Here is a 13,508-nt window from a genome sequence, read left to right on the forward strand (position 1 = left end):
AAACCCTACCAGTCACTTTTCTGTCTTCCGAATCCGGTCTCCGCAGACTCTCGTCCATGGACACACAGGATCGGCTTCGAGTTCGATCAGCTGTGGTAGGTCCGGCCCGGGAGCGGGTATCCACCTGAGTATCTACGCCGCTCTCCCTGCGACCAGGTCTTCAAGATTACATCGCCGCCGGTCGGCGAGGCAAATCACTGTGTGCTCCGTGCCAGCGTGGCAGTCCGCGCCCTTAGCCCCGGCGGCGGTCCCCGTGACCTACGCTGCCTGGAGGCCGCCCATCCGGAACGGTTCCGTGCGGCCCGCGGCGGGATTTGCCCTGCTGAGCGGCGCGTCCGTTGCGGCCGGGCAGGGCGGCCGGGAGCACTGTGCCGGGACCTCTCCGGGCCGCCGGCCGACACGCGTGTGCGCGTGGCGGGTGCCGTGACGGGGGAAGACCCCGCTGGACACGGCGGCCGGAGGCGTCGTCCGTAGGCAGCCAGCGCCTGGGAGGCTCACTTGGATCTTCCTTATCGCCTCGGACGGCCGTCGTGCCGCCTTCCCCACTGAGCCCGTCGCGGAGAGGAGCCGGCCCGTCCCCGCCACCCGATCAGCCGGAAAGTGCTCTCGACACGCGACTGACGCCCGACTACGACATCACCGAGGGACATCCACCGAGGCGGTACCCGCCACTCTCAATCGGAGACTGTGAGATGAGGACAACCCTGCAAGGCGTCGGCGTGAGCCACGGCGTGGCGATCGGCGAGGTCAGACACATGGGGACCGCGGTTCTCGAACCACCGGCCCAGCAGATCCGGAGGGACGACGCGCCGCGCGAGCAGGGCCGTGCTCGGAGGGCGGCCGAAGCCGTCTCCGCGGACCTGACGGCACGCGGGAACCTGGCGGGCGGCGATGCCCAGGCCGTACTCGAGGCCCAGGCCATGATGGCCCAGGACCCGGAGCTGCTGTCCGACGTCGAGCGCCGGATCGCGGTCGGGAGCTCCGCCGAACGTGCTGTCTACGACGCCTTCGCCTCCTATCGGGCCCTGCTGGCAGGGGCCGGCGAGTACCTGGCCGGACGCGTCGCGGACCTCGACGACGTGCGCAACCGGATCGTGGCGCGCCTGCTCGGCGTCCCCATGCCGGGTGTGCCGGACAGCGAGCAGCCATACGTCCTGATCGCGCACGACCTGGCACCGGCGGACACCGCGCTGCTCGACACGACGCTGGTACTGGGATTCGTGACCGAGGAGGGCGGACCGACCAGCCACAGCGCCATTCTCGCGCGTGCGCTGGGGGTGCCGGCCGTCGTCGCCTTGCGGGGCGCCACCGAACTGTCCGAGGGCACCGTCATCGCGGTGGACGGGAGTACCGGAGAGGTTCTGGTGGATCCCGATCCCCGTGAGCGGGAGGAACTGGAGGCGGAGGCCGCCGAACGGCAGGCGGCGCTCCGAGGTTCCTCGGGTCCCGGGGTGACTTCGGACGGCCACAAGGTGCCGCTGCTGGCCAACATCGGCGGGCCGGCCGACGTTCCCGCCGCGCTGGAGGCCGGGGCGGAGGGGGTGGGGCTGTTCCGCACCGAGTTCCTCTTCCTGGAGGACAGTCGTCGGGCTCCGTCGCGAGAGAAACAGGTCGGGGCCTATCGAACGGTGCTTGAGGCGTTTCCGGGCAGTCGTGTCGTGGTGCGGGTGCTGGACGCCGGAGCGGACAAGCCGCTGGACTTCCTCACTCCGGCCGACGAGCCGAACCCGGCGCTCGGTGTGCGGGGGCTGCGCGCACTGCTGGACCACCCGGAGGTGCTGCGGGGGCAACTCGACGCGCTTGTCGAGGCCGCTGAGGGGCTGCCGGTCCATCTGGAGGTCATGGCCCCGATGGTCGCCGATCGCAGTGACGCCAGGGCGTTCGCCGAGGCGTGCCGCGCCGCCGGCCTGCCAGCGAAGTACGGGGCGATGGTGGAGATCCCGTCCGCTGCCCTGCGGGCCCGCTCGATTCTCCAGGAGGTCGAGTTCCTCTCACTGGGCACCAATGACCTCGCGCAGTACACCTTCGCCGCTGACCGGCAGGTCGGCGGCGTCTCGCGGCTGCAGGATCCGTGGCATCCGGCGCTGCTCGATCTGATCGCCCTCTCCGCCGAAGCGGCGCGGGCGGAGGGCAAGAGTTGCGGCGTCTGCGGGGAGGCGGCCGCCGATCCCGTACTGGCCTGCGTGCTGACCGGTCTGGGGGTGAGCAGTCTGTCGATGACCGCGTCCGCCCTGCCGTTCGTCAGGGCGACGTTGGCCAAACACACGCTTCCTCAGTGCGAGCGCGCGGCCGCCGCGGCGCGTGCCACGGACAGCGCCGAGCAGGCCCGGCGAGCCGCGCAGGCGGTGTTGTCCGGGGAGTGACCACCGCCTACCGTTACGCGGCGGTCACTCCCCGGCTGCTTCCCACACCCCGGTGGTGGCCAGCGCGTGGAACGGGCCGGCCATCACCGGCGGGTTTCGCCGGAGTCACCGTGCGGCTGTCCCGTTCGTCGGTCGGGGCCGACCGGTCAGCCGGCGCCTTCCGGGGGTGGCAGCACGATGCCCGGCTGGTAGTCGACCCCCGGCTCCGGTGGCACGGGATCGCCCGTCTCCGGATCGGTGCAGTAAGCGGTGAACACCTGGGCCGCGGTAAGCGGTCGGGGCCACCCGTCCCGGAGCACCCAGCCCCGTACGGTGTCGGTGCCCGCTTCCCTGGTGCTGCGGACGACCAGGCCGCCGGGGCTGCCGGTGACGATGCCCGCGGCCAGCACCGTGCAGTAGACGAGCGCTTCGGCCTCGAGCAGCCTGAGCTCGCCGTGCGCCCCGCACTCGGCGCTCACCGCCGCGACCAGCGGCCCCTCCCTGTCCGGGACGCTGCACACCAGGTGGTGCCTCCCGGCGCCCACGGTCTGGAGGAGCCGGACCAGTGCCTGGGAGGCCCGGGCGTAGGCGGTGCGGCCACCGTCCTCCCCGGAGCCCGGGACGGGTCCGGCTCCGGCCAGCATCGACATGGCCCTGTCCAGTACGGCGCGACGGTCCTGCTCGTCAAGGAGCCGCCGGGCGAGCCTGTCGAGGGGTCGGCCGTCGTAGGTGACGGTGGCGCCAGCCGAGGCGATGTCGGCGACATAGCGAGCCCGGCTCGCCACGCTGTCGGGGTCGAGGTCGGCATCCGCGCAGAACTCGTCGAATTCGACCGGGTCGAAAACGGTGAGCGTGGTGTGGACACCCTGCGCCGTCAGGACGCGCAGCAACTGCTCCATCTGCCGCAGATAGGTGATGTGCTCGCGGAAGGCGAAGGAGCGGTAGCGCCGCATCGCGGCGAAGTCCTCCTCCCGGACCAGCAGGCCGACGATGCTCGGCGCCTCTCTCCGCAGTCGGGTGGCGGTGGCCCCCGTCTTGTCGTGGTTTCCGGTACGTGCCATCGCCGACTCCCCCTCGGTTCGTCCAATGCGCCTCCATCACGCTAAGTGACGGCACTGACAGCAGAGTGTGACGAGGGGGTGTGTGGCGTCTCTCAGGCGCTCCGCTCCCGGGCGACCCGCTCGTAGAACCGGAGCAGCCCGACGTCGTCGACGGAGCCGGGATTGACCGCCTTCTCCAGGGCGGTCCCCTGGAGGAGGCGTTTGACCGGAACCTCGATGCGCTTGCCGGTGAGGGTGTGAGGGACGCCCGGCACCTGGATGATCTCGTCCGGGACGTGGCGCGGGGAGAGTTCCTTGCGGATGGTGCTTCTGATCCGGTCGATCAGCGCCTCGTCCAGGACGGCTCCCTCCTTCAGGTGGACGAACAGCGGCATCCAGTAGCCGCCGTCCGGCTCCTCGACCCCGATGACGAGGGTCTCCCTGACCTCGGGGAGCCTTTCCACCACTTCGTAGATGTCGGCCGAGCCCATCCGCACGCCCTGCCGGTTGAGCGTGGAGTCCGATCTGCCGTGGATCACGACCGTGCCGCGGGAGGTGAGGGTGATCCAGTCGCCGTGCCGCCAGTTCCCCGGGAACATCTCGAAGTAGCTCTCCCGGTAGCGGGTGCCGTCGGGGTCGTTCCAGAAGCGGATCGGCATCGAGGGCATCGGCGTGGTGACGACGAGTTCGCCGACCTCGTCGACCACCGCTCCGCCCCGACCGTCCCAGGCCTGGAGGTCGGTGGCGAGGCAGGGGGCCTGGAGTTCGCCGACGTACACCGGGAGGGTGGGGACGGCACCGGCGAAGCAGCTGCAGACGTCCGTGCCGCCGCTCACCGAGGCGATCCACAGGTCCTCGGCGACCTCGTCGTGGAGCCAGCGGAAGCCGTCGGGCGGGAGTGGCGAGCCGGTGGTGGCGACACAGCGGACCCGCGACAGGTCGAAATCGCGGCCAGGGTGGACCCCGGCCTTGGCGCAGGCCATGACGTAGGCGGCCGAGGTGCCGAACAGCGTGGCCGAGGTGCGCTCGGCGATCCGCCACTGGGCCGCGGTGTCCGGGAAACCGGGGCTGCCGTCGTAGAGCACGATGGTGGAGCCGACCAGCAGACCGGAGACGAGGAAGTTCCACATCATCCAGCCGGTCGAGGTGTACCAGAAGAAGCGGTCCCCGGGGCCGAGGTCGGTGTGGAGGGCCAGCTGTTTGAGGTGTTCCAGCAGGATGCCGCCCTGGGACTGCACGATGGCCTTCGGCAGTCCGGTGGTGCCGGAGGAGTAGAGCACCCAGAGCGGGTGGTCGAAGGGAACCTGCTCGAACTCCGGCTCGACCTCGGCCGAGGTCAGCCGGGCCCATTCCAGCGCGCCCGACGGAGCCGAGGTGCCCAGCAGCGGAATGTGGACGACTGCGCGCAGGGTGGGCAGGTTCTTCCGGAGCTCGGTGACGGTCTCGCTCCGGTCGTGCTCCTTGCCTCCGTAGCGGTAGCCGTCGACGGTGAAGAGGACGACCGGTTCGACCTGTTGGAAGCGGTCGAGGACGGAACGGGCCCCGAAGTCCGGAGCGCAGGACGTCCAGACGCCGCCTACGGCCGCGGTGGCGAGCAGGGCGACGACCGCCTCCGGGATGTTCGGCAGGTAACCGCTGACCCGGTCACCGGGCCGCACCCCCAGTCGGCGGAGTTCGGCGGCCAGTGAACCGACCTGCCGGCGCAGTTCGCCCCAGCTGAGGGGGCGCGGAACCTGTTGTTCGTCCACGCTCAGCAGCGCCGGCAGACCGGCGCGCTCGGAGTCCTCGCCGGCCCGGAGGGCGTGCTCGGCGTAGTTGAGCGTGGCGCCCGGGAACCAGCGGGCGCCCGGCATGCCGGCGTCGCCGAGAACCTCCTGGTGGGGGGAGCCGAAGCGCACGTCGAACCAGTCTGCCGCCGCCAGCCAGAAGCTCGACAGTTCCTCCACCGACCACTTGTGCAGAGCCGCGTAACTGGCCACCGGGTCCCCGGGCACCGTCCGAGGTGCGCCGTAACGCTCTGCCGCCCAGGTCTGGAACCGGGTGATCTGGGCGTTGGCGACGCGTTCGGCGCCGGGTGTCCAGAGGGGTTCGGGTGCGGGCGTCGGCGGGTTGTTGGCTGGGGTCATGGCTGGGCTCCCGGGCTGCACAGAAGACTGCGTCGGTCGGTGTCGCTCGCAGTGGTCGTCGTCGTTCGGCTGTCGTGCGGAAACGGGTGGTCTCCGGCAGCGGTCCCGCGCGGGGTGTGCGTGGGACCGCTGCGCAGGACGATGCCATGCGAGGGAGCCGCGCACCAGAGTGGCCTTGGAGCGCCCTGCGAGAGGAAGGCGGCCGGTACCGCCGTGCCCCAGTGCTCGGCGGATCGGGCGGGACGGCCCTCAGCCGTGAGAGCGGTGCCGTCCCGGGGCGTAACCCCCCTCGAACCACTTCCGGGCGACTTCGGTGTGGAGCGGGAAGGCGAGTTCGGCGGGGGTGTCCAGGACTTCCCAGCCCTCGGTCTCCTCGGTGGGGACCGAGGGCGGCAGCTCTTCGACGGGCCGCTCCGGCAGCAGGCCGAACACCAGCAGGTGGCCCGAGGGGGAGCTGCGGACGTCCGCCAGGCGCACCTGGTCGCACTCGGCCTCGATGCAGGTCTCCTCGTGGAGCTCCCGGACGACCGCCTGCCGCCAGTCCTCTCCGTGGTCGATGAAGCCGCCGGGCAGGGCCAGGTGTCCCAGTCGAGGTTCGATGGTGCGCCGGATGACGGTCAGCCCCGGGGGCTGCTCCCGGCCGTCGACCGGACGGCTGCGCACGGGCAGCACCGCCACGGCGACGGGCAGGGGGTTGCGGTAGGCGACGTTGCCGCAGACGGCGCACCGTCGCGGCCAGCCGACGTCTGCGGGGTATCCGGCACCGCAGAAGGAGCAGTGCGAGTCGGGGCGGGGTTCGGGCACAGGCGGACTGTACCTCTCACGGCCCTTCCCCTGTCCCCGCGCGGCTGGTAGACGATGGACATGCCGAAGCTGACTCTCCGTGCCCTCGCCTCGTCCATCGCCGGCCTGATCGCTCTGGCCGCCCTCCCGGCCACGGCGCGAGCAGTACCGGAGCCCAGGGCCCCGGAGGAGTTCGTCGCCCTGCGGGACATCGCCCCGAGCATTCTCCAGGAGATGCGGTACCCGACCGCGCACAACTTCGTGGGAGAGCCGGTGGACGGCTACCACCGCCCGATGTGCATCCTGACGCGCCCCGCCGCACTGGCGCTCCGTCAGGCGCAGCAGAGGCTGCTCGCCAGGGGGTACACACTGAAGGTGTACGACTGCTACCGGCCGCAGCGGGCCGTGGACCACTTCGTCGCCTGGGCCGAGGATCTGCGCGACCAGTCCATGAAGGACGAGTTCTATCCCCGGGTCGACAAGACCCGCCTCTTCGAGGACGGGTACATCGCCGAGAAGTCCGGTCACAGCCGTGGCAGCACGGTGGACCTGACGATCGTCAGACTGCCCGTCCGGCCGACGCGCCCGTACCACCCGGGTGAACCGCTCAGGTCCTGCTACGCGCCCCAGCGGGAGAGGTTCCCGGACAACTCCATCGACATGGGCACCGGTTTCGACTGCTTCGACACCCTCTCCCACACGGCGGATCCACGGATCACCGGCGAACAGCGGGCCAACCGCCTCCTCCTCAAGAAGACCCTGGAGGCCGTGGGCTTCGAGAACCTTCCGGAGGAGTGGTGGCACTTCACCCACCAACCCGAACTGTTCCCCGACACCTATTTCGACTTCCCCGTGGAGCGGCGGTCGCTGACGCCGTGAACCCCCGTGGTCCGTACGCCGGAGGCGAGCCGGCCGTTCTCACCCGGGCCCTTACCTGTGGTGGGAGCGGGGGTTAGCGTGGGGCCATGAGCGAGCGGACCTTCGAGAGCTACGAGGAGTTCTGGCCCTTCTATGTGGCGATGCACTCCCGGGCGGCGACCCGGTGGGTGCACCTGGTGGGAACCCTCACCGGTCTGGCCGTCGCCGGGTACGGGCTCGCCCGGGGGCGTCGGCGCTGTCTGGCCGCGTTCCCCCTGATCGGTTACGGCACGGCCTGGCCCGCCCATTTCCTCATCGAGAAGAACAATCCGGCGACCTTCGGCCACCCGGCCTGGTCGTTGCGCGGCGACGCGCAGATGATCGCGATGATGCTGGCGGGCCGGGACCGGGAGCTCGCCGAGACGGCCGCCGAATGGCTCGCGGAGAACCGCGGAGCCTGACTCCCCTGACGGCATCGGGCGGGATCACGGCGGACCGGACGAGGGCTGCCGCGTTCGGATACGCCCAGAAGGCGGCACCCGGCCGTCGTAACCCCAGGTTGCTCCGGCGCCCGGAGCCGCACGGTGCCCGTGGTGCGCGCCGATCGGCGCGGGCTCGTGCCGGAAGCCGGCGGGGATCGGCGAACGGGGGTACTCCGGGGGAGGGAATCCTGCCGCCGGCTCCACCCGTGCGGGAAGTAGACACCCTGCACGGAGGGACCGGGGCACACGGCCCCGGCGAGAGCCAGGGAGCCGCTATGCGTTTTCAGACGGTGGTGCGCTGCGACCAACGAGGGGCCGAAGCGGTGATCTCGGGTCTGACCTTCAACGCCGCATTCTGAGTCAGGAGTCTCCATGCCGGTCCAGTTCGTCGCCGCAATCGACCAGGGAACCACTTCCAGTCGGTGCATCATCTTCAACCAGCAGGGGCTGATCGTCGCGGTCGATCAGCGCGAGCACCGCCAGATCTTCCCCAGGCCGGGCTGGGTCGAGCATGACGCCGCGGAGATCTGGACCAACGTCCGGGCCGTGGTGACCGGGGCCCTGCGGAAGGCCGGTCTCCGTGCCGACCAGCTCACGTCGCTGGGTATCACCAACCAGCGGGAGACCACCCTGCTGTGGGACAAGGCCACCGGGGAGCCGGTGCACAACGCCATCGTCTGGCAGGACACCCGTACCTCGGCGCTCTGCACCGAGCTGGGCGGCGAGGTGGGTCAGGACCGCTTCCGGGACACCACCGGGCTCCCGCTGGCCAGCTACTTCTCCGGGCCGAAGGCGCTGTGGCTCCTGGAGAACGTGCCGGGGCTCCGCGCACGGGCGGAGAAGGGCGAGATCGCCTTCGGCACGATGGACTCCTGGCTCATCTGGAACCTGACGGGTGGGCCGGACGGCGGCAGGCACGTCACCGATGTCACCAACGCCTGCCGCACCATGCTGATGAACATCAAGACCCTGGAGTGGGAGCCGGCGAACCTGGCTGCGATGAATATCCCGGAGTCAATGCTTCCGGAGATCAAGTCGTCCTCCGAGGTGTACGGGCAGGCCGTGGGCCAGCTGGCGGGGGTACCGGTCGCCTCGGCCCTCGGCGACCAGCAGGCCGCGGTGTTCGGGCAGACCTGCTACGGGGTCGGCGAGGCCAAGAACACCTACGGCACCGGGAGTTTCCTGCTGCTGAACACCGGGGAGCGGCCGGTGGCCTCCAAGAGCGGCCTGCTGACGACGATGGGCTACCGGCTCGCCGGGGAGCGGCCGGTCTACTGCCTGGAGGGCTCCATCGCCATCACCGGGGCGCTGGTGCAGTGGTTCCGCGACCAGCTCGGGATCATCCGGACGTCCGACGAGATCGAGGAGCTGGCCGCCAGCGTCGACGACAACGGCGGCGCCTACATCGTGCCGGCCTTCTCCGGACTCTTCGCGCCGTACTGGCGTTCGGACGCCCGAGGGGTCATCACGGGCCTGACGCGTTACGTCACCAAGGCCCATCTGGCCCGGGCGGTGCTGGAGGCCACCAGTTGGCAGACGCGCGAGGTGGTCGACGCGATGTACCAGGACTCCGGCGTGGAGATCCAGAGCCTGAAGGTGGACGGCGGGATGACGGTGAACAACCTGCTGATGCAGCACCAGGCGGACGTGCTGGGCGTGCCGGTGATCCGGCCGAAGATCGCGGAGACCACCTGTCTTGGTGCGGCCTACGCCGCGGGGCTGGCCACGGGGGTCTGGCAGGACCTCGACGAGCTCAGGTCGCACTGGGCGCGGGACGTCGAGTGGACCCCTCGGATGGGAGCGGAGGAGAGGGAACGCGAGCACGGCCAGTGGCGGAAGGCCGTCGAACGCAGCTTCGGTTGGGAGCAGGCAGAGGCCTGACGGCTCGGGCCGAGCCCGCCGGCCCGGCCGCCGGGGCCCATGGGTGCGGTGCGGCCGGCCTCCGGCGCCGTACCCACCTCCGGTCGGGTCGGCGCCCAGGGGCCGGCTGCCTCGGAAGGGTCGTCCCGGCCTGGCCCGGGTTCACAGGGCCCGGAGACCGTTGATCACCTCGCGCAGGATGCTGACGTCCGGCAGCTCTGCCGGGGGCACGGGACGTGAGACCCGGACCAGCTCCGCCGCCAGCAGGTCGCCGACGAAGACCCTGACCACTCCCACCGGCAGGTCGAGGCCGGCTGCCAGTTCGGCGACGGACAGCGGGGCTGCCCGGCACAGCTCGACGAGGCTGAGGTGTTCGGGGGAGAGTCCCCGGTCGGCTCCGTCTCCGCCGTCATCTCCTTCGTCCGGCCCGTCCCGGTGCTCGGCGACGACCATGGCGATCAGGTCGAACTCTTCCCGGGCTCTCCCGCGGGTGCGTCCCCGGGTCATGGCGTAGGGCCGGACGACCGGCCCCGCAGCGTCGTCGAACCAGCGTTCCCCATCCTCGCTCATATCACGCCAGCCTCACAGGCGATGTCTGACACGGATCTGTCCGGTCTCCCGGATCGTCGGCTGGGAAGCGGAGACTCCGCCCGGTGGGTGACCATCGACGGGTCACCCGCCGGCGGCCGCCTCCCGCGGTGCGGAAGCGAGGTGAGCGCCCACCCGCTTGACCAGGAGCGTCATCTCGTAGGCCACCTGGCCCACGTCGGAGTCGGCGTCGGCCAGCACCGCCAGGCAGCTGCCGTCCCCCGCGGCGGTCACGAAGAGGAAGGCCTCGTCGAGTTCGACCAGGGTCTGCCGGACCTGACCGGCGTCGAAGTGGCGCCCCACGCCCTTGGCGAGGCTGTGGAAGCCGGAGGCGACGGCCGCCAGATGTTCGGCGTCCTCCCGGGACAGGTCCGTCGAGACCCCCGTCGCCAGGCCGTCCCCGGAGAGCAGGAGTGCCTTGCGGATGCTGGCGACCCGGCCGACCAGCTCGTCCAGGAGCCAGTTCAGCCGGTTCCCCGAACCGTCGGATGCCATGGGCTTCGATGTGCTCATCGACCGTCTTCCCCCTCGGTTGTCGTGGCTGACGAGATGTCGCCGGTGTCTCCAGCGCTCTCGTCACCATCGGCTCGTCCTCGTTCCCAGCCCCGCTGCAGCGAGGCCATCCGGGACCGCACCTCCTCTGCGTCCCGGTCTCGTTCGGTCGTCGCGGTCTCCTCGTCGGGTTCGGCAGGTCGGAACGGTTCGGCCGGCTTCAGCTGGGGCGCGAGGCTGGCCTGCCGCACCCGGCGCGGCAACCCAGTGCCGGGAGTCCGCCCGGCTCCCGACTCCGGACCACCGCCGTCCTCGTCCTGGGCTCCCCGGGTGCGACGGCCGTCCGGCTCCACCATCCGGCCGTGATCGCTGATCAGCACCGGCGCCTGCCGACGCGGCAGCGGGACCGGGTCACCGCCGGACCGAGCGGGTTCCAGGTCGTCCGAACTGTGCTGGTGCTGTTCGCCGGAGTAACCGCGGACCGGACCGCCCGCGGGCCTCGGCCGGGTGTTCGCTCCCGTGAGGGTGCGGAGGATGGTGCCCTGCTCGGAGTCGTCCCCGTCCAGATCGTCCAGCGGACCCTCGAGTTCGACCGGACCGTCCAGTACGGGAGTGGTACGGCGGGCAGCACGGCCGGTGATCGCGGCCGGTGTACCGGTGGAGGCCCGGTATCCGCTGCCCGGCGGTCTCCGCTCCGGCTGCTCGCTCTCCCCCCTGTCCTCGCCACCCCCGCCCTCCGCTTCCTCAGTGAGCAGGTTGGCCGGGATGAAGACGACGGCGGTGGTGCCCCCGTAAGGAGAGGGCTGGAGCGATACGCGAACCCCCTGCCGCCGGGCCAGCCGGCCGACGACGAAGAGTCCGAGCCGGTCGGTGTCCGAGAGTTCGAACTCGGGGGTTTCGGCGAGCCGGAGGTTGACGTCGAGCAGGGTCTGCGGCGCCATGCCCAGGCCGCGGTCGTGGATCTCCAGCGTGAAACCGTTGGCGACCCGCTCCCCGAGTACCTGGACGGCGGTGTGCGGCGGGGAGAAGACGGTGGCGTTCTCCAGGAGTTCGGCGACGAGATGGGTGAGGTCGGCGACGGCCGGACCGTTCACGGCGAGCTTCGGCAGCCGGCGGACCTCGATCCGCTCGTAGTCCTCCACTTCGGCCACCGCGGCCCGGACCACGTCCATCAGCTGGACCGGCTTCCGCCACTGCCGGGAGGGGACCGCCCCGGAGAGGATGACCAGCCCTTCGGCGTGGCGGCGCATCCGGGTGGTCAGGTGGTCGAGTTTGAACAGGTCGGCCAGTTCGTCGGGGTCCTCGGTACGCCGCTCCATCGTGTCCAGCAGCGCGAGTTGGCGGTGGAGCAGGACCTGGCTGCGCCGGGCGAGGTTGACGAACACCTCGGAGATTCCGCGCCGCACGTCCGCCTGTTTCACCGCGGCCTCGACCGCGGCGCGCTGCAGGTTGTTGAGGGCCTGACCGACCTGGCCCATCTCGTCGCGGGGGTAGTCGAGCCGGGGGGCCTCGGTCTCGACGTCGACCTGTTCGCCGACCGCCAGCCGCTGGAGCACGCTGGGCAGGCGGGCGTCCGAGGCCTCGGACGCCTCCTTGCGCAGTCTGGTGAGATCGCGGACCAGACCGCGGCCGATGCGGATGGAGACGACGAGTGAGAGCACCACCGAGAGGAAGCCGACGCCCGCGATGACCAGCACGATGGTCAGACCCTCTCGGGTCACCGGTGCCAACCGGTCCTCGAACCGCTCGGTCGCGGTGGACGCCATCGCATCCAGCCTTTCGAGAGCGTCGTCGGCGGTGGCGCGCCAGTGCTCGGCGCTCACCGCGTCGACCGCTCCCTCTGGTCCGGCGGCGGTGATGCGTTCCTCGATCGCGCGCAGGTCGTCGCTCTCCGGACCGCTCCAGAACGCCTCGAACAGGGCCCGCTCCTCAGCACGGAGGAGAGGAAGACTCATGCCGTAGTGCAGCTCACGGTCCGCGATCCGGTCGGTGAAGGAACGCAGGTCGTGCTTGCCCATCCGCCCCGCGACGGAGGAGGAGGCGAACATCGCGTCCTCGCGGGACAGCGCTTCCCGGGCACGGGCGATGCCGATGAGCGCCCGGCCCTCGTCGGCGATGCGCGGATCGTCCATCACCCCGTCGCTCTGCGAGGTGAGCAACGTGTAGCAGGGGTCGATGACGTCGTTGTAGGCGACGAAGGCTGCGGAGCGGGCGATGGTGCCCTCCTCCACCCTGTGACGCAGCCCCTCCAGGCTGTCCAGGCTCTCCAGGACGCTGTCCACCCGGGGCCCCAGCCTGGAGAGCGCGGAGGCGACGCTGTCGTCGGAGCGGATGTTCCTCCGGAGCGCCTCGGCTCGCCGGTCGGTCTCCTGCTCCAACTGCCGCAGTCTGGAGTGGGTCGCCGCGTTCCTGGGGTCGGCGAGGAAGACCAGACTCTGCCTGCGCTCCTCCTGGAGGCCCTGCACCACGTCCTCGACCGGGTGGGCCACCTTCTCCAGGAACGGTCCGACCTCGAACAGTCGCTGGGCCTCGCGGCCGGTGAACACCGCGGCCACCGCCCAGATGGTGGTCAGGGACAGCAGCGGAAGCAGAAGCAGCCCCACGATCTTCCTGCGGATCGACGTCCCGCGAGAACTCATGGCCTCTCCTGCCTCAACCCCGCTCCACGGGTGTGGTGTTGCCGTGTCTCCATAGACGGCCGTGAGCCTACTACTGGAAGAGCGGCAACTCGAAGGGTTGCCCTGACCGCGGGTTTCGCCGTGGCATACCAGCCTTCCGAGAATTATCCGGTGATGGCCGGATATACTTGCCTTCCTGGAATGCGTCGAAAGGCAATGGGAGACGGGCCGACTGATCAATTCCCCGGTCCAAAACCAACGTCGTGCCGGGAACCTTTCGCCCACTACCGTTCGTGCCCTTTCCAGCGGCGTGGGCGTT

10 protein-coding genes are annotated in these 13,508 nt (G+C 70.6%); 4 read left to right on the forward strand and 6 right to left on the reverse strand.

Annotation, left to right across the window (positions count from 1 at the left end; all coding sequences use genetic code 11):
• The first annotated feature begins 692 nt into the window (after window positions 1-692).
• Window positions 693-2,363, forward strand: coding sequence for a phosphoenolpyruvate--protein phosphotransferase (ptsP, locus tag BGP73_RS04240; RefSeq protein WP_069812125.1), 1,671 nt, complete (start codon window positions 693-695; stop codon window positions 2,361-2,363).
• 146 nt (window positions 2,364-2,509) lie between these two features.
• On the opposite strand, the gene BGP73_RS22820 is transcribed toward ptsP, so the two are convergent.
• From BGP73_RS22820 to BGP73_RS04255, 3 genes are all read right to left on the reverse strand, one after another.
• Window positions 2,510-3,403 (reverse strand): hypothetical protein, encoded by an 894-nt coding sequence (locus BGP73_RS22820; protein ID WP_069812126.1) that lies wholly within the window; start codon window positions 3,401-3,403, stop codon window positions 2,510-2,512.
• Window positions 3,404-3,495: 92 nt separating this feature from the next.
• Window positions 3,496-5,508: an acetoacetate--CoA ligase gene (locus BGP73_RS04250; protein WP_069812127.1), complete on the reverse strand. Its 2,013-nt coding sequence runs from the start codon at window positions 5,506-5,508 to the stop codon at window positions 3,496-3,498.
• Between the two features lie 249 nt (window positions 5,509-5,757).
• Window positions 5,758-6,312 carry an NUDIX domain-containing protein gene (locus BGP73_RS04255; protein ID WP_069812128.1) on the reverse strand — a complete coding sequence of 185 codons (555 nt, stop codon included), beginning with the start codon at window positions 6,310-6,312 and terminating at the stop codon, window positions 5,758-5,760.
• A gap of 60 nt (window positions 6,313-6,372) precedes the next feature.
• Here BGP73_RS04255 and BGP73_RS04260 point away from each other — a divergent pair, with 60 nt between their 5' ends.
• From BGP73_RS04260 to glpK, 3 genes are all read left to right on the forward strand, one after another.
• A complete protein-coding gene (locus BGP73_RS04260; protein WP_107473968.1) occupies window positions 6,373-7,170 on the forward strand; it encodes a M15 family metallopeptidase in 798 nt (265 codons plus the stop codon).
• Between the two features lie 86 nt (window positions 7,171-7,256).
• On the forward strand, window positions 7,257-7,610 hold the full coding sequence (locus tag BGP73_RS04265) for a DUF962 domain-containing protein (protein WP_069812130.1): 354 nt from the start codon (window positions 7,257-7,259) through the stop codon (window positions 7,608-7,610).
• Between the two features lie 393 nt (window positions 7,611-8,003).
• Window positions 8,004-9,512, forward strand: a complete 1,509-nt coding sequence (glpK, locus tag BGP73_RS04270) for a glycerol kinase GlpK (protein ID WP_069812131.1) — start codon at window positions 8,004-8,006, stop codon at window positions 9,510-9,512.
• 141 nt (window positions 9,513-9,653) lie between these two features.
• Here glpK and BGP73_RS04275 read toward each other — a convergent pair whose 3' ends face one another.
• From BGP73_RS04275 to BGP73_RS04285, 3 genes are all read right to left on the reverse strand, one after another.
• Window positions 9,654-10,061 carry a DUF742 domain-containing protein gene (locus tag BGP73_RS04275; RefSeq protein WP_069812132.1) on the reverse strand — a complete coding sequence of 136 codons (408 nt, stop codon included), beginning with the start codon at window positions 10,059-10,061 and terminating at the stop codon, window positions 9,654-9,656.
• Between the two features lie 102 nt (window positions 10,062-10,163).
• Window positions 10,164-10,592: a roadblock/LC7 domain-containing protein gene (locus BGP73_RS04280; RefSeq protein ID WP_069812133.1), complete on the reverse strand. Its 429-nt coding sequence runs from the start codon at window positions 10,590-10,592 to the stop codon at window positions 10,164-10,166.
• Window positions 10,589-13,210, reverse strand: coding sequence for a sensor histidine kinase (locus BGP73_RS04285; protein WP_069812134.1), 2,622 nt, complete (start codon window positions 13,208-13,210; stop codon window positions 10,589-10,591). Before BGP73_RS04285 ends, BGP73_RS04280 begins: the two co-directional genes overlap by 4 nt.
• Window positions 13,211-13,508: the final 298 nt, after the last annotated feature.

Source organism: Streptomyces sp. TP-A0874, from assembly GCF_001748085.1.
Classification (GTDB): Bacteria; Actinomycetota; Actinomycetes; order Streptomycetales; family Streptomycetaceae; genus Streptomyces.

Excerpts from the sequence above, each read along its gene's own strand:
- ptsP (WP_069812125.1), top strand. The coding sequence starts at position 693 with ATGAGGACAACCCTGCAAGGCGTCGGCGTGAGCCACGGCGTGGCGATC.
- BGP73_RS22820 (WP_069812126.1), bottom strand. The coding sequence starts at position 3,403 with ATGGCACGTACCGGAAACCACGACAAGACGGGGGCCACCGCCACCCGA.
- BGP73_RS04250 (WP_069812127.1), bottom strand. The coding sequence starts at position 5,508 with ATGACCCCAGCCAACAACCCGCCGACGCCCGCACCCGAACCCCTCTGG.
- BGP73_RS04260 (WP_107473968.1), top strand. The coding sequence starts at position 6,373 with ATGCCGAAGCTGACTCTCCGTGCCCTCGCCTCGTCCATCGCCGGCCTG.
- BGP73_RS04265 (WP_069812130.1), top strand. The coding sequence starts at position 7,257 with ATGAGCGAGCGGACCTTCGAGAGCTACGAGGAGTTCTGGCCCTTCTAT.
- glpK (WP_069812131.1), top strand. The coding sequence starts at position 8,004 with ATGCCGGTCCAGTTCGTCGCCGCAATCGACCAGGGAACCACTTCCAGT.
- BGP73_RS04275 (WP_069812132.1), bottom strand. The coding sequence starts at position 10,061 with ATGAGCGAGGATGGGGAACGCTGGTTCGACGACGCTGCGGGGCCGGTC.
- BGP73_RS04280 (WP_069812133.1), bottom strand. The coding sequence starts at position 10,592 with ATGAGCACATCGAAGCCCATGGCATCCGACGGTTCGGGGAACCGGCTG.
- BGP73_RS04285 (WP_069812134.1), bottom strand. The coding sequence starts at position 13,210 with ATGAGTTCTCGCGGGACGTCGATCCGCAGGAAGATCGTGGGGCTGCTT.